This is a genomic window from Pseudomonas sp. BIGb0164 (genome assembly GCF_024810135.1).
Taxonomy (GTDB): domain Bacteria; phylum Pseudomonadota; class Gammaproteobacteria; order Pseudomonadales; family Pseudomonadaceae; genus Aquipseudomonas.
Map to the genome: position 1 here is coordinate 853381 of NZ_JANUEA010000001.1, position 16385 is coordinate 869765.

The 16385-nt window shown below is 61.5% G+C and carries 15 protein-coding genes; 6 read left to right on the top strand and 9 right to left on the bottom strand.

Features of this window, described 5'->3' with window-relative positions; translation table 11 throughout:
• The 4 genes from M2394_RS03715 (at position 1) to M2394_RS03730 (ending at position 5851) form a co-directional block, all read left to right on the top strand.
• Positions 1-774: a 3-hydroxybutyrate dehydrogenase gene (locus tag M2394_RS03715; protein WP_178922353.1), complete on the top strand. Its 774-nt coding sequence runs from the start codon at positions 1-3 to the stop codon at positions 772-774.
• A gap of 160 nt (positions 775-934) precedes the next feature.
• Positions 935-2887, top strand: coding sequence for an acetoacetate--CoA ligase (locus tag M2394_RS03720; RefSeq protein ID WP_259171672.1), 1953 nt, complete (start codon positions 935-937; stop codon positions 2885-2887).
• Positions 2888-3028: 141 nt separating this feature from the next.
• Positions 3029-5524, top strand: a complete 2496-nt coding sequence (locus M2394_RS03725; protein ID WP_178922349.1) for a PAS domain-containing sensor histidine kinase — start codon at positions 3029-3031, stop codon at positions 5522-5524.
• Positions 5525-5575: 51 nt separating this feature from the next.
• Positions 5576-5851 carry a peptidylprolyl isomerase gene (locus M2394_RS03730; RefSeq protein WP_060752567.1) on the top strand — a complete coding sequence of 92 codons (276 nt, stop codon included), beginning with the start codon at positions 5576-5578 and terminating at the stop codon, positions 5849-5851.
• A 110-nt stretch (positions 5852-5961) separates the two neighbouring features.
• On the opposite strand, the gene M2394_RS03735 is transcribed toward M2394_RS03730, so the two are convergent.
• The 8 genes from M2394_RS03735 to M2394_RS03770 all read right to left on the bottom strand — a co-directional run bounded on the left by M2394_RS03735 (position 5962) and on the right by M2394_RS03770 (position 12551).
• The gene (locus tag M2394_RS03735; RefSeq protein ID WP_259171673.1) at positions 5962-6867 is read right to left on the bottom strand and encodes a sugar kinase; all 906 of its coding nucleotides are present in this window, start codon (positions 6865-6867) and stop codon (positions 5962-5964) included.
• 110 nt (positions 6868-6977) lie between these two features.
• A complete protein-coding gene (locus M2394_RS03740) occupies positions 6978-8186 on the bottom strand; it encodes an amino acid deaminase (protein WP_178922345.1) in 1209 nt (402 codons plus the stop codon).
• 9 nt (positions 8187-8195) lie between these two features.
• Positions 8196-8960 carry an IclR family transcriptional regulator gene (locus M2394_RS03745; protein ID WP_106580124.1) on the bottom strand — a complete coding sequence of 255 codons (765 nt, stop codon included), beginning with the start codon at positions 8958-8960 and terminating at the stop codon, positions 8196-8198.
• A gap of 168 nt (positions 8961-9128) precedes the next feature.
• On the bottom strand, positions 9129-9518 hold the full coding sequence (locus M2394_RS03750) for a RidA family protein (protein ID WP_032896881.1): 390 nt from the start codon (positions 9516-9518) through the stop codon (positions 9129-9131).
• Between the two features lie 16 nt (positions 9519-9534).
• Entirely contained in the window at positions 9535-10317 is a 783-nt protein-coding gene (locus M2394_RS03755; RefSeq protein ID WP_065907741.1) for an amino acid ABC transporter ATP-binding protein, read from the bottom strand.
• On the bottom strand, positions 10314-10976 hold the full coding sequence (locus tag M2394_RS03760; protein ID WP_016976586.1) for an amino acid ABC transporter permease: 663 nt from the start codon (positions 10974-10976) through the stop codon (positions 10314-10316). The genes M2394_RS03755 and M2394_RS03760 overlap by 4 nt, the downstream gene beginning before the upstream one ends.
• A gap of 11 nt (positions 10977-10987) precedes the next feature.
• Positions 10988-11650: an amino acid ABC transporter permease gene (locus tag M2394_RS03765; protein WP_176995730.1), complete on the bottom strand. Its 663-nt coding sequence runs from the start codon at positions 11648-11650 to the stop codon at positions 10988-10990.
• A 52-nt stretch (positions 11651-11702) separates the two neighbouring features.
• Complete coding sequence (locus tag M2394_RS03770) at positions 11703-12551, bottom strand: transporter substrate-binding domain-containing protein (RefSeq protein ID WP_178922344.1); 849 nt, start codon at positions 12549-12551, stop codon at positions 11703-11705.
• 469 nt (positions 12552-13020) lie between these two features.
• On the opposite strand from M2394_RS03770, the gene M2394_RS03775 reads away from it, so the two are divergent.
• On the top strand, positions 13021-13269 hold the full coding sequence (locus M2394_RS03775) for a hypothetical protein (RefSeq protein WP_259171675.1): 249 nt from the start codon (positions 13021-13023) through the stop codon (positions 13267-13269).
• A 305-nt stretch (positions 13270-13574) separates the two neighbouring features.
• Complete coding sequence (locus M2394_RS03780; protein ID WP_259171676.1) at positions 13575-14654, top strand: GGDEF domain-containing protein; 1080 nt, start codon at positions 13575-13577, stop codon at positions 14652-14654.
• Here the strand turns inward: M2394_RS03780 and M2394_RS03785 are convergent.
• Complete coding sequence (locus M2394_RS03785; RefSeq protein WP_178922339.1) at positions 14635-16191, bottom strand: TerC family protein; 1557 nt, start codon at positions 16189-16191, stop codon at positions 14635-14637. The genes M2394_RS03780 and M2394_RS03785 overlap by 20 nt on opposite strands.
• Positions 16192-16385 lie beyond the last annotated feature (194 nt).

Consider the following 16385-nt stretch of genomic DNA (forward strand, 5'->3'; position numbering starts at 1 on the left):
ATGACGACGTTGAATGGCAAGACCGCCCTGGTCACCGGTTCCACCAGCGGCATCGGCCTGGGGATTGCCCTGAGCCTGGCCAAGGCCGGCGCCAACCTGATCCTTAACGGCTTCGGCGACGCCAGCACGGTGATTGCCCAGGTGCAAGCCTTTGGCGGCAAGGTCGGGCATCACCCGGCTGACGTCAGCGACCCGGCGCAGATCGCCGACATGATTGCCTACGCCGAGCGTGAGTTCGGCGGCGTGGACATCCTGGTCAACAACGCCGGCATCCAGCATGTGGCGGCGGTGGAGGACTTCCCGGCAGAACGCTGGGACTCGATCATCGCGATCAACCTGTCGTCGGTGTTTCACAGTACGCGCTTGAGCCTGCCCGGCATGAAGGCCAAGGGTTGGGGGCGCATCGTGAACATCGCCTCGGTGCATGGCCAGGTCGGCTCGGTAGGCAAGGCGGCCTACGTGGCGGCCAAACATGGCGTGATCGGCCTGACCAAAGTGGTAGGCCTGGAGACCGCCACCAGCAACGTCACCTGCAACGCCATCTGCCCGGGCTGGGTGCTCACGCCGCTGGTGCAGAAGCAGATCGATGACCGTGCGGCCAACGGCGTCGACCCACAGCAGGCGCAGCATGATTTGCTGGCGGAGAAGCAGCCGTCGCTGGAGTTCGTGACGCCGCCGCAGTTGGGTGAGCTGGTACTGTTCCTGTGCAGCGAAGCCGGCAGCCAGGTGCGGGGTGCGGCGTGGAACATTGATGGGGGCTGGTTGGCCCAATAGATCAAACACAGGAGATCGAATGTGGGAGCCGGCTTGCCTGCGATGGCGGTATAACAGAGACAAATTAGCCAACTGACACACCGCCATCGCAGGCAAGCCAGCTCCCACAATTTAGAACTGTGTAGTTACGTAGATTTGTATAAGAACAAGAGATCTCGCAATGTCCGACATCCTCTGGCAACCCTCCCCGGAACGCATCGCCACCACGCGCATGGATCAGTTCCGTCGCTACATCAACGACCGCCACGGCGTGCAGCTCAACGACTACCCGGCCCTGCACCAGTGGAGCATCGACCAGCGCCCTGATTTCTGGCGGGCCATCGTCGCGTTCTTTGACGTGCAATTTCGCAGCCCGCCCAGCGCCGTACTGATCGAAGACGCCGAGATGCCCAGCGCCCAGTGGTTCCCCGGGGCCACCCTGAATTTTGCCGAGCACCTGCTGCGCCGCCGCGATGATCACCCCGCCGTGGTGGCGATCAGCGAAGACGGCCAACGCGAACAACTGACCTACGCCGAACTGGCCGCCCACGTGGCCGGCCTGCAACAACGCCTGCGGGCGGCCGGTGTGGTTCAGGGCGACCGCGTCGCGGCGTGCATGCCCAACACCTGGCAAACCCTGGTGGGCATGCTCGCCACCACCAGCCTCGGGGCGATCTGGTCGTGTTCGTCACCGGATTTTGGCACCCAAGGCGTGATCGACCGGTTCGGCCAGATCGAACCCAAGGTGCTGATCACCTGTGCCGGTTACCGTTACGCCGGCAAGGAGATCGACCAAACCGCCAAGCTCAATGAAATCCTCGAACGACTGCCGTCCCTGGAACAGCTGATCATCGTGCCGTATGCCCGGCCTCAGGCGCGGGTTGAGGACTATCAAACCCAGGCAACTGTGACGCTGTGGAGCAACTTCTACCAACCGGGCGGCGTGCCTGAATTCGTCGCCGTGCCCTTCGATCACCCGCTGTACATCCTCTATTCCAGCGGCACCACCGGCGTGCCCAAGTGCATCATCCACGGCACCGGTGGCGTGCTGCTCACCCACCTCAAGGAACACGGCCTGCACGCCGACCTGTCCCGGGACGACTGCCTGTTCTACTACACCACCTGCGGCTGGATGATGTGGAACTGGCTGGTGTCGGTACTGGCCATCGGCGCCACCGCCGTGCTGTATGACGGTTCACCTTTCCACCCAGGACCCGAACGCCTGATCGACCTGATTGACGCAGAAAAGATCAGCGTGTTCGGCACCAGCCCCAAGTTTCTCGCCACCCTGGAAAAGGCCGGGCTGCAACCGCGTTTTAGCCATGACCTGGGCAGCCTCAAGGGCCTGATTTCCACGGGTTCGCCGCTGTCGCCCCAGAGCTACGACTATGTGTATCGCGAGATCAAAGGTGAGCTGTGTCTGTCATCCATGTCCGGCGGTACCGATATCGTCTCCTGCTTTGTGATCGGTAACCCGGTGCTGCCGGTGCGCCGTGGCGAGATGCAGTGCAAGAGCCTGGCGATGGCCATTGAGGTCTGGGACGATCAGGGCCAAGCCTTGGTCGGTGAAAAAGGCGAACTGGTGTGCACCCGGCATTTCCCCGCCATGCCCATCGGCCTGTGGAACGACCCCGGCCAGCAGAAGCTGCGCGCCTCCTACTTCAGCCAGTTCCCCGGGGTCTGGGCCCAGGGCGACTACGCCGAGCAACGCCCCAACGGCAGCCTGCTGATCCATGGGCGCTCCGACGCCGTGCTCAACCCCGGTGGCGTGCGCATTGGCACGGCCGAGATTTATCGCCAGGTGGAAAAGGTGCCCCAGGTGCTGGAAAGCCTGGCCATCGGCCAGCGCTGGCAGGACGATGTGCGAGTGGTGTTGTTCGTGCGCCTCACCGACGGCCTCGCGCTGGATGAGGCCCTGGAGCAGCAGATCCGCCAGGTGATCCGCGCCAACACCACGCCACGCCATGTACCGGCAAAGATTGTTGCCGTCACGGATATCCCCCGCACCATCAGCGGCAAGATCGTCGAGTTGGCGGTGCGCAACGTGGTACACGGCGAGCCGGTGAAAAACACCGATGCCCTGGCCAACCCGGAGGCGCTGGAGCAGTTTCGTGACCGCCCGGAATTGGCGTAAAGATGAAAGGTTTCAGCCCTGATGCTCGGATTTGAAGACAAACCCCCAATGCATGCTATTTTTCGGGGGTAGTCACCCACGCCCGGCACACGGGATAATGGGTGTTGTCATCTTTCAAAGCGTTACGCTCAGGGCTTTTTCATGAAGGACACCTCCACCGGTAGCGAGGCCGCTGCATTGATTGCGCGGCTGGACTGGGCGCAAAGCCCACTCGGTGCGGCCAACGATTGGCCACAAAGCCTGCGCACAGCCGTGGATATCGTCGTGCATTCCCCCATGCCGATGTTGCTGCTGTGGGGCAGCCACCTCACCCAGCTGTACAACGACGGCTTCGCCCAACTGGCGGGCAACAAGCACCCCGAGGCCCTGGGCCAGCCGGCGCACCAGACCTGGCCAGAACTCGAGGGCTTTACAGCGCCGATCTACGACGCCGTGCTCAGCGGCCAGGTGCGCACCTTCAGCGAGCAGCGCTTCGTGCTGCAGCGCAACAACCGCGACACCGAAATCTGGCTGGACCTGACCTACAGCCCGATCCGCGACGAAAGCGGCACCGTCGCCGGCATCCTGGTCACCGCCATCGAAACCAACGAACGGCGCAAGGCCCAGCACAACACCGAACAACGCCTGCAGCTTGCCCTGGCCGCCACCGACGCGGTGGGCACCTGGGATTGGGACATCGGCGAAGACCGCTTCATCGCCGACGCGCACTTCGCCTACCTGCACGGTGTCGACCCGAACAGCGCCGGGCTGTTGCCCATCAGTGACTACCTGCAAGGCGTACACCCCGAAGACCGTGGGATGGTGGCGCGCAGCATCAAGCATTGCATCACCTTCGGCACCGAATACGCCGAGGAATACCGCCTGTTGCAGGCCGACGGCCAGGTGCGCTGGGTATTCGCCCGGGGTCGCTGCTATCAGGACCATCAGGGTCGCCCAGCGCGTTTTCTCGGCGCCGCGCTGGACCTGACCGAGCGCAAGCACACCGAGCAGGCGCTGCGCCAAAGCCAGACCGAATTGCAGCTGATCATCAACGCCATGCCGGTGTTGATCGGCTACGTGGATCACGAACAGCGTTTTCGCCTGAACAACAGCGCGTACCTGGAGTGGTATGGCATGACGCCCCAGGAGCTGTACGGCAAGACCATCCGCGAAGTGCTCGGCGACGAGGTGTATGCCGGGCGCGCCGACAAGATCGCCGCCGCCCTCAAGGGCAAGGCGTGCAGCTTCATGACCATCACCCCGCACCGCGACGGCCGCCCGCGCCACGCGCTGATGAAGTACCTGCCGCGTTTCAGCAATGACGGCTCGGTGAATGGTTTCTACATCTTTGTGATCGACGAAACCGAACGCAAGCTCACCGAAGAAGCCCTGCGGCACCTCAACGAAAACCTCGAAGAACGTGTGGCCCAGCGCACTCAGGCCCTGGCCGAAGCCAACCAGCGCCTGCAGAACGAAATGTTCGAACGCGAGCGGGCCGAAGATGCCCTGCGGCACGCGCAAAAAATGGAAGCGGTGGGCCAGCTTACCGGGGGCATTGCCCACGACTTCAACAACATGCTCACCGGCATCATCGGCAGCCTGGACCTGATGCAGCGCTACATCGCGGCCGGGCGCAGCGATGAAATCGGCCGCTTTACCGACGCCGCCGTCTCATCGGCCCACCGCGCGGCCGCCCTCACCCACCGGCTGCTGGCGTTCTCGCGGCGCCAGTCGCTGGACCGTCGCCCGCTGGACCCGAACCAGCTGGTCGCTTCGCTTGAGGACTTGTTCCGTCGCACCAAAGGCGCGCATATCACGCTCAAGGTGCAACTGGGCCGCGATATCTGGCCGGTCAACACCGATGCGAGCCAACTGGAAAACGCCCTGCTCAACCTGGTGATCAACGCGCGCGACGCCATGCCCGATGGCGGCGAGTTGCTGATCGAAACCGCCAACAGCTACCTGGACGGCACCGACATCACCACCCTCGAACCGGTGAAGGCCGGCGACTACGTGATGCTTGGCGTGTGCGACAACGGCACCGGCATGGCGCCGAAAATCCTCGCCAAAGCGTTCGACCCCTTCTTCACCACCAAGCCCATCGGCCAAGGCACCGGCCTGGGCTTGTCGATGATCTATGGCTTTGCCCAACAATCCGGTGGGCATGTGACCATTCACAGCGAACCCGGCCAGGGCACCTGCGTACGCCTGTACCTGCCGCGCCTGCATGGCACGGCGCTGGAAAGCAACCTGCCGGAGCATTTGAGCGAAGCGCCGCTGGCACTGGCCGGCGAGGCCGTGGTGGTGGTCGAGGACGACCCGGCTGTGCGCATGCTGGTGGTCAACGTACTGGATGAACTGGGCTACACCGCGCACCAGGCGGCGGATGCGCGCACGGCGCTGCCGCTGCTGGAGTCGGATCTGCGCGTGGACCTGCTGGTGACCGATGTGGGCCTGCCCGGCATGAACGGCCGGCAACTGGCGGAAATCGCCCGTCAGCACAGGCCTGGCCTGCGCGTGTTGTTCATGACCGGCTACGCTGAAAAAGCCGCCGAACGCCAAGGCTTTTTGGAGGACGGCATGGACATGGTGGCCAAACCGTTTTCCATCGACCTGCTGGCCACGAAAATCCGCAGCATGATCAGCGTCGTCGAGTGAGTTCAGGCATAATCGCGCGCCCTTACGTTTGACCGTTGCAAGGTAACCCGCATGAAAGCCCTAGCCCGTCACATCCTGGTTAAAACCAGCGAAGAAGCCGAACAGCTCAAGCAGCGCATCGCCAAGGGCGAAGCCTTTGATGTGCTGGCCAAGAAGTACTCCACTTGCCCGTCGGGCAAGCGTGGGGGCGACTTGGGTGAAGTGCGGCCCGGGCAGATGGTGGGGGCGATTGATGCGGTGATCTTCAAGAAGCCGGTGAAGGTGGTGCACGGGCCAATCAAGAGCAAGTTCGGGTATCACCTGGTGCAGGTGTTCTACCGCGACTAAGGGGCTTGGCTGTAAACCGCTATCGCAGGCAAGCCAGCTCCCACATTGGACGGCGTACACCGATCAATGGTGGGAGCCGGGCTTGCCCGCGAACCGCCGCAGGCGGCCATTCAACGAGGAATCAAAGCCCCTGGAATCTGAATGACCCGACTGGCCAACTGATGCCCGGCCCGTGCAGCCTGTTCAGGCGAACCACCCTTGAGCCGACTCGCCAGGTACGCCGCGCTGAACGAATCCCCCGCCGCCGTCGTGTCCACTACCTTCGCAACCTTGATGGCCGGCACTGCGAAGCGCTCACCCGCGCAACGGATCAAACAGGCATCCGCTCCACGCTTGAGCACCACCTCGACAATCGCCGGGTACGCCGCGAACACCTGCTCGCTGTCTTCATAGCCAAACAACGCCCGCTCGTCATCTTCCGTGAGCAAGGCAACATCCACCTCGGCCATCACCTGGTGATACGCCGCACGCGCGGCTTCAACAGACGTCCACAGGCGCGGCCGGTAGTTGTTGTCGAACACCACCTGGCCCCCTTGCCGACGGGTTTCGATCAAGGTGTGCAGCAGGCGCGCACGCCCGACTTCACCCAGCACCGCCAGGGTGATGCCGCTGAAATACACCACGTCATAGCCTGGCAAGGCAGCCAGGATCGGCTCGGCTGCAGGCGTGGTGAAGCAGTCGCGCACGGCAGCTTCGTTGCGCCAGTAGAGGAATTTGCGCTCGCCGTTGGCGTCGGTCTGGATGCAGTACAAGCCCGGCAAGCGCCCAGGCAGGCGCTGAACCATGCCCAGGCCCAGGCCTTCTTCGGCCCATTGCTGGCACATGGCATCACTGAAGCTGTCATCGCCCAGGGCGGTGACGTAGTCGACGCTACCGGTGCTGCCCAGTTCACGGCGCAGGTACACCGCCGTGTTCAGGGTATCGCCGCCGAAGCTCTGGTGCAGGCTGCCGTCGGCGCGGTGTTGCAGTTCGATCATGCATTCGCCGATGAGGGCGATGCGGGGTTGGGTGGTCATGGCAAGCATCTCGGGTGTGGCTGATGGCCTCTTCGCGAGCAAGCCCGCTCCCACATTGGAATGCATTTCAAAGGTGGGAGCGGGCTTGCTCGCGAAGGGAGCGACGCGGTCTAGAAGCAGGTATGCAAGCTCTCGATCACCTGCAACTGCTCATCCACCAGACACCCCACCTGCCACTTGTCAAAGGTCAGGCACGGGTGGGAAGTACCGAACGAAATGATGTCGCCAATACGCAGCTCGACCCCCGGCGCCACGGTCATGAACGCGTGCTGGTCCATCACCGCCGTGACCTTGCACGCGCCGACGTCATCGCCTTCTGCCGGCAAAATACCCGCCTTGTAGCGCTTGAGCGGCACCGGCAGACCGGCGTCGTAGGCCACGTCGCGCTTGCCCAGGGCGATCACCGCAAACCCCGGCTCAGGCAGCGACTGTACGTGGGCCCAGACTTCCAGGGCCGGACGCAGGCCTTCGTTCAGGTCGCTGCGACGGTCAAGCACACAGCATTGCGCCTCTTTGTAGATACCATGGTCATGAGCCACATAACTGCCCGGGCGCAACACGCTGAGGAAGCGGCCAGCGGCGTTCTGTGCTTCGAACGATTCGGCGATCAGGTCGTACCAGGCCGAACCCGAGGCGGTGACGATGGGCTTGGGCAGGTCGAAATGACCGCTGTCCTGCAAGTCGACCGCCAGGCGCACCAGGCTCGCCGCAAACGCGCGGATGCCGCTGATGGCGTGCTCGCCATGGATCACGCCTTCATAGCCTTCGATGCCGGTGAGGGCCAGGGCCGGCTGGGCCTTGATCGCCTTCGCCAGGTCGCGCACTTCCTGCTCGCTGCGGCAACCGCAACGACCACCGACCACGCCGTATTCGATCATCACGTTCAGGCGCAGGCCACGGGCGGCGAAGAACAGGCCCAGGTCGGCGACGTTGTCCGGGTGATCGACCATGCAGTGAAAATCAAAATCCTTGTCGGCCAGCAGGTCGGCGATCAGCGCCATGTTCGGCGCGCCCACCAGTTGGTTGGCCATCAACACACGGCGCACGCCACCGGCATAGGCGGCGCGGGTCTGCACGGCGTTGGCCAGGGTGATGCCCCAGGCGCCGGCCTCGATCTGGCGCTGAAACAGCGCCGGCATCATGCTGGTCTTGCCATGGGGCGCCAGCTCGGCACCGCTGTTGCTGACAAACTGCTGCATCCAGCGAATGTTGTGTTCCAAGGCGTCGCGGTGCAGCACCAGGGCCGGCAGGCTGACGTCACGGACCAAGTGGGCACCGACGGCGGCGGCGCCTTTTTCAACGGCGTTGATGGCAGACATGAAATGCTCCTATTCGTTGATGCGACGGGCCAGGTTGTTGGCGCTGTCGATCAACACCCGGCGATAGTCGTTGTAGTTTTTGATCGCGTCGGCCCGGGGTGCAACGATGCACAGGGTCGCGATGCTGATGCCTTGCGCGTCCCGTACCGGGGCGGCAAAGCAATGGGTAAAGGTGTCGGCCACGCTGTCGAAGGAAAAGAAGCCATCGAGGGTGGCCTGACGGATTTGCGCCAGGAAGGTTTCCAGCGGCAAGCGCTGGCCATCCGGCAGGATGAAGTCATCGTAGTCGATCAGGTCGATGATCTGCTGATCGCTCAGGTGCCCCAGCAGCAGGCGCCCGGAGGCGGTCCAGGGGATCGGCGCGTTTTCGCCGATGTCTGAGGAAATACGGAAATGCCGCTCGCCTTCACGCATCAGCGCCACCGTGTATTTGCGCCCGTTGAGCAGGCACATCTGCGCGGTTTCGTGGGTCTGGCTGACAATTTCCTGCAAGGCGTGATCGGCCTCGCGGGTCAGGTCGAAATGACGCAGGTGCGCCTGGCCCAGAAAGTACAGCTGGCGGCCCAGGTAGACGTGACCGTCCTTGCCCACGGTCTCGAGGATGCGCCGCTCAAGCAGCGAAGCCACCAGCTCGTAGACGGTGGACTTGGGGCTGCCAATGCCGCTGGCAATATCATTCGGGCGCAGGGGCTGGCCGATTTCCTTGAGAAAATCGAGGATATCGAACGCACGGTCCAGTCCTTTGGCGCGGCGTTTGATGGTGTCTTCGGTCATGGCAGTGTGGGTCCGGTCAAAGGTATGTGCTGCATAGGCGATCCCCTGTGGGAGCGGGCTTGCTCGCGAATGCAGTGTGTCAGTGAATGCATCTGTGACTGACCCACTGCATTCGCGAGCAAGCCCGCTCCCACATTTGATCTTCTGTGATATCAAGAGTCGGGCAATTTAGCCTTTTTTCTTGTACGCCACGCAATCGATCTCCACCTTGCAATCGACCATCATGTTGGCCTGCACACAGGCGCGCGCCGGGGCGTGTTCCGGGGTGAAGTATTCGCCGAAGACCTTGTTGAAACTCCAGAAGTCCCGTGGGTCTTCCAGCCAGACGCCAACGCGTACCACGTCTTTCAATTCGTAACCGGCTTCTTCGAGGATCGCCACCACATTGCGCATGGTCTGCCGGGTTTGCTCGATGATCCCGCCGTTGATGATCTCACCGTCCACCGCTGGCACCTGGCCCGAGACGTAGAGCCAGCCGTCGGCTTCCACCGCACGGGCGAAAGGACGGGGTTGGCCGCCGCCGGCGGTGCTGCCGGTGCCGTAACGAGTAATGCTCATAACACTGTGCTCCTGATTAAAAACGAATGTTCTTGAGAAATTCCGCCAGGCGCGGCGATTGCGGGCGTTCGAAAATGTCCTTCGAGGTGCCCTGCTCTTCAATGCGGCCCTGGTTCATGAAAACGATCTTGTCGGACACTTCATAGGCAAAGCGCATTTCGTGGGTGACCAGCAACATGGTCATGCCCTCTTCCGCCAGGCCCTTGATCACGCTGAGCACTTCGCCCACCAGCTCCGGGTCGAGGGCCGAGGTGACTTCGTCGAACAACATCAGGCTCGGGTTCATGGCAATGGCGCGGGCAATCGCCACACGTTGTTGCTGGCCGCCGGAAAGCTGGCCGGGGAAATGGTTGCGACGCTCCAGCAGGCCGACACGGTCCAGCCATTTTTCGGCGAGGGCCACGGCTTCGTCCTTGCCCATCTTCTTGACCTTGAGCAGGCCGAGTGTGACGTTCTGCAAGGCGGTCAAATGCGGGAACAGGTTGAACTGCTGGAACGCCATGCCGGTCATCGCGCGGTGCTGGGCGATCACGCGCTCGGGGTGACGCACGCGCTTGCCGGCGATTTCGCTGTAGCCGATGGACTCGCCGTCCAGGGTGATCTGCCCGCCCTGGAATTCTTCCAGCAGGTTGACGCAGCGCAGCAGCGTGGTCTTGCCCGAGCCGCTGGAGCCGATCAACGTCACCACGTTGCCGCGCTGCATGGACAGGTCGACGCCCTTGAGCACTTCGACCTGGCCGTATTGTTTACGCAGGCCGCGGATATTCAGCAGCGGTTGGTTGGTTTGAGGTTGGTTCATGGCAAGGCCACCCGCTTTTCAATGTAGCGCCCGAATAACTCGATGGCGTAGTTGATGACAAAGAACATAAAGCCTGCGAACAGGTAGAACTCCAGGGTCATGAAGGTGCGCGCGATGACTTGCTGGGTACTGAGCAGCAACTCGGCCACGCCGATCACCGAGAGCAAGGTGGAGGCCTTGACGATTTCCGTGGAGGAATTGACCCAGGTCGGCAGGATCTGGCGCAGCGCCTGGGGCAGCAGCACGTAGCCCAGGGACTGGTAGAACGTCAGGCCGATGGCCTTGCCCGCTTCCAGTTGCCCACGGGGAATGGCTTGCAGCGCACCGCGCACGATTTCCGAAACGTGGGAGCCGCAGAACAGCGTCAGCCCGACGGCACCAGCCTGGAACGCGGTGATCTGCCAACCGAGCGCCGGCAGCATGTAGAAACACGCCAGCACCAGCACGAACACCGGGGTGCCACGGATCAGGTCGACATACAGGCGAAACGGCGCACGCATCCAGAACTTGCCGTAGGTCAGGATCAACCCGGCGACAATGCCGATCAGGGTGCCGAAGATGATCGCCAGGGCCGACACATAAACACTGGCCTGAAAGCCCGCCCACAGGGTATCCCGGGCGATCCACAACTCATGCAGCCAGCTTGGGGACTCGTACATGAAAGCCCTCCTTAACGACGGATCGCCAGACGCTGTTCCAAGTAACGGAGCAGCATGGCAATGAGGTAACAGGCAGCCACGTAGAGCGCGGTCGTGACCAGCCAGGTTTCAATCACCCGGTAGCTTTCGACGTTGATCTTGCGGGCGTAATAGGTCAGCTCCGGCACTGCGATGGCAGCGGCCAGGGAGGTGTCCTTGAACAGCGAAATGAAGTTGTTCGACAGCGCGGGCAACACGTTGCGCAGCATCACCGGCACGGTGATGTAGGCGCGGATACGCCACTCGCCCAGGCCGATGGCCAACCCGGCTTCACGCAACCCCTTGGGGATGTTCAGCAAGCCTGCGCGGAACACTTCGGTGAGGTAGGCACCGGCGTACAACGACAGGGTAATGATGAAGGACGGGATTTTGTCGAGACGGATCCCGAGGGACGGCAACGCGAAGTAGATCAACAGGATCAGCACGAGGATCGGCGTATTGCGGATCACCGTCACGTACACCGAGGCCAGCACACGCAGCGCCCGGTGCTTGGACAGCATGGCAAACGCCATCATCAGGCCGATCACGCAGCCGATGGCGATGGACAGCAGCGCCAGCTCCAGGCCCAGGCCGAGCCCCGCCAGCAAGCTGGGGAAGTCGCGCCACACGGCGGCAAAGTTCAACTGATAGTTCATGGTGGGCAGTACCTGAATGGGGCGCCGTCAGCGACGCCCCAGCGTTTACGATTTACTTGAACTCAACGGGGAAGCCGATCGCCGGTTCCGGCAGGTCTACACCAAACCATTGCTTGAACGAGGCCTTGTAGGTCGGGAACTCCACACCGGTCATGGCTTCATGCAGCGCGGTGTTGACGAAGTTCAGCCAATCCTGGTCGCCACGCTTGACGGCGCACGCATAGGTCTGCGGGCTCCAGGCGTAGACCGGGCTGCGGTAGCGGCCTGGGTTCTGCACCATCAGGTATTTGACCGAGGACTGGTCGGTGGCGGCGGCATCGGCGCGACCGGAGTTCACGGCCTGGTACATCAGGTCGACGCTGTCGTACTGATCGACCTTGGCTTTAGGCAAGGCCTGGTGCACCAGCTCCTCGGCATACACGTTCTGCAACACGGCCACGGTGACGCCATCACCCGCCGCTTGCAGGTCTTCGATCTCTTTGTACTTGCTGTTGTTCGGCAGCAGCAGACCCACACCTTCGCGGTAGTACGGCAGGGTGAAGGCCACTTGCTGCGCACGGCTGGCGGTGACGGTGATGAACTGGCAACTCATGTCGACCTTGTCGGTCAGCAGGTTGGGAATACGGGCGTCGGAAGACTGCACCACAAACTCGACTTTGCTCGGGTCGTTGAACAAGCCTTTGGCCACGATGCGGCCGATGTCGATATCAAAACCCTGCAACTTGCCATCCGCTCCCTGGAAGTGCCACGGCGCATTGGTACTGCCTGTACCCACGATCAGGTGCCCACGCTTGAGCACATCATCGAGCTTGCTGTCCGCCGCCTGAACTACGCTTGCGAGGGAAGCCGATGCGGCGAAGAGAAAAACACACGCTTTAAACACGGAAGGTCGGTGATGCATGACAAGCACTCCAGGAGTTGTGTATTCCGCTATACCGGAACTTAGTATGTAACAACGGAATAGACAGCAGAAAGTGTGCCACACGCCGTAACAGAAAAATATCTCAGGGATAAATTCCATATAAATCAGTGAGATAAATATCTTCACCAAACAAGGCGTTACGCCAGCACCGCGCAACCGATTGCTACCAGAGGCCCCACGCCTCGGTGACAGCCCCAAACGAGTGCGCCACAACGGTGTTACCGCGCACGATCTCAGTGCACCGGCATGCGTGGAAAAATCGACGCATTGCGCTAGCCTCAAGGCAAATTGAACACACCACTTCTGTAGTAGCCGGCTTGTCGAATCGTCGCACTGCGGCGATGGTCGTTAACGATGACGCAGGCCATCAGGCTTAACGCGGTGTCTGGACGTTTTTCGCCGGCAAGCCGGCTCCTACAGGGAACGATTAGATGAGGAACCTGCTTTGATGAAATTCGGCGTTACCCTGCTGGTGCTGTCCCTTCTCGTGGCAGGCAATGCGTCGGCCAGCAAAGACCGCCGCGAATGCAAGGAAGAGCTGCGCAAGCTCAAGGATGCCTTCAGCACCGACTACACCAGTCAGAACCACCACGGCTACCGCCGGGCCAAGGCCTCTCGTGACAATGAGGAATACAGGAAGTGTGCAAGCCAGGCCCGCAAGGCGCGTGAACGCATCGAGCGCGACAAGGACGCGTGAGCGCCACAACCTGTGAAGGTTGACAGTAGACGATCAGTGCTTCCCCCATTAGCCCAGTTGCCGCATGGAGCACGCCAATGAACATTGATCCTCGACTGTGCAAATACGCCCCGCCATCCGAATGTCGAACGCGTTCCAACGCTATTGATCTATCAAAACCGCAACCTGATGAAGACATTTGAAGGAATCAGCGACCGGACGCTCTTGCAGGCATTTGGCGGGCACGCCTGACCAGTCTTGGATTGGCGAGACCCCGGCCAGCGTCTACGCTGCTCAATGCCGTCTCAGCCGATCCAGGGTCAGCAATGTTCAAGACCATTGAAGCCGAAGTCCTCAAGAAACACCCCTCGCCCGCCCTGCAACTCGAGTTCGCCCAGCATGATTTCGAGCGACTCAAGCCCTTCTGCCTGCTGATCTATATCGCCAGCATCTGCATCTGGCTGGTCTTCGACCTGATCGTCAGCTTTCCGGGGGGCCAGGGTTTTACCGGGCTTTCGATGCTGTTTCTGGCACTGCTGACCATCAACACCATTACCCTGGGATTTACCCGCAACGCCCAGCACTTCCAGTGGATCAACCTGGTATTCGTCGCCATCATCGCCCTCGGCACGCGCCTGCTGATCGAAGGTTTGCCAATGGACCTGCACCCCAGCTGGTTGATCCTGGCAGCGTCGAGCATCCTTTACAGCGCATCGGTGCTACCGCTCAAGCATTGGTCGTTTGTCACGACAATGCTGATCACCTGGGCGTTGCTCAATCCGTTTTACCTGGCCCACCTTTCCCTGTTGGAAGTGCGCGGCGCCCTGGTGACGTTCTATTCGGTGTTTCTGACCTTCCTGACGCTCTACAGCTTCCTGAAACTGCGCCAGGCCAAGCTGCACAACTTCATCATGTCCAGGCTGCTGCTGGACCAGGCCTACCTGGACACCCTCACTGAAATTCCCAACCGCCGTTCGTTCATGACCAGCGCCGGCAAGAAACTCAGCCAGCAGCCCAAGACCCACGATCACTACCTGGCGATGATCGACATCGACAACTTCAAGAAAGTGAACGACGTGTACGGCCACGACATCGGCGATGAAGTGCTCAAGCGCGTAGCCCAGGACATCAAGGCGGTGATGGTCGACTACGACTACGCCCGCCTCGGCGGCGAAGAATTTGGCATCTACCTGGCCGGCGTGCGCAAAAGCGACGTCGAGCAACTGGCCACCCTGCTCTGCCAGCGCGTGCGCGAGCAACCGACCCAACCCCCGGTGACCATCAGCATCGGCCTGGCCCGGGTGGAGGACGGTGAGACATTGAACCAGGCGCTGATCAAGGCTGATCAGGCGCTCTATATTTCAAAGCATGAGGGCAAGGATCGATTTACGTTTCACGCGTCATGAGCACCTGGGTTACGCGTCGTTCTTCCACCGCCGCTACGGTCAGGCGCCAGCCCTCATGCACCAGGCTGTCGCCCACCACCGGCAGGCGGTCCAACAAGCTCATCACCAGGCCGGCCAGGGTCTGGTAGTCCTCGGTCGCCACGGCCTGGAAGCCAGTGCGCTGACGCACTTGGTTGAGGGTCAAGGCACCGTTGGCACGAAAACCTTCACCCTCCTCAACCATGTCCGGGCCTTCGATTTCGCTGGCATCGGGCAACTCACCGGCGATGGATTCGAGGATGTCAGTCATGCTCAACACGCCCATGAAGTCACCGAATTCGTTGATCACGAAGGCGATGTGGGTGGATTCCTGGCGCATCTGCTCCAGGGCGTTGAGCACCGAGAAACTCTCCAGCAGGTTGACCGCACGACGTGCCAGGTGCTCCAGGTTCGGCTCGTTGCCGGCCAGGTATTCCTTGAGCAACTCTTTTTTGTGCACGAAGCCCAAGGGCTCGTCCACGGCACCGTTGCGGATCAGCGGCAATCGCGAGTAGGACGAGTGCATTAATTTGCGTCGGATCGTCTCCGGATCGTCAGCCAGATCAATAGAGTCGACCTTGGCCCGCGGCGTCATCAGCGTGCGGATCGGCCGTTCGGCCAGTTGCAGCACACCACTGATCATCACGCGTTCACGTCGGTCGAACAGCGGGCCTTGCGCAGCATCCGGCTCGCCGAGCAGGTCGGCCACGTCTTCACCCACCTCTTCCACCGCCAGGCTGCGGCCGCCCAGCAAGCGCATCACCGCATGGGCGGTACGCTCGCGCACGGGCAATACGCCTTGCGCGGATTTCTTGCGGCGGGCGCGAGCAAGCTGGTTGAAGCCTTCGATCAGGATCGAGAAACCAATGGCCGCATACAGGTAGCCTTTCGGAATATGGAAGCCCAGGCCTTCAGCGGTCAGGGCAAAACCGATCATCATCAAGAAGCCCAGGCACAGCATGATCACCGTCGGGTGGGCGTTGACGAAACGGGTCAGCGGCTTGCTCGCCACGATCATCAGGCCGATGGACACGATCACCGCGATCATCATCACCGCCAACTCGTCCACCATGCCCACGGCGGTAATCACCGCGTCAAGGGAGAACACCGCGTCGAGCACCACGATCTGCGCCACGATCGGCCAGAACATCGCATAGGCCACATTGCCCGAACGCTGGGCCACATGGCCCTCAAGACGTTCGTGCAATTCCATGGTGGCCTTGAACAGCAAGAACACACCACCAAACAACATGATCAAGTCACGGCCGGAGAAGCTTTTGTCGAACACCTCGAACAGTGGCTGCGTGAGGGTCACCAACCAGGAAATACTCGCCAACAGGCCCAGGCGCATCAGCAGTGCCAGGGACAAACCAATCAACCGCGCACGATCACGCTGCTCCGGCGGCAGTTTGTCCGCCAGGATCGCGATAAACACCAGGTTGTCGATGCCCAGCACCAGTTCCAGCACAATCAAGGTCAACAGGCCGAGCCAGGCCGTTGGATCCGCTAACCATTCCATTTATAGAATCTCTGTGTTCAAGGTGTTCAGAATGCCGGGCACGGCAATGCGCGATCAGTGGACCGGGACAAGGTTAGCAGGCGGAATACGGGGTGCTTGAGCGGGAACAGCGGCAGTGGATGCCTTGGGGAAAGACGACTGGGAGGCTCCGAGAGGGTGTTCATGCAAGTCCTGAAATGACAAAAGGACTTGAA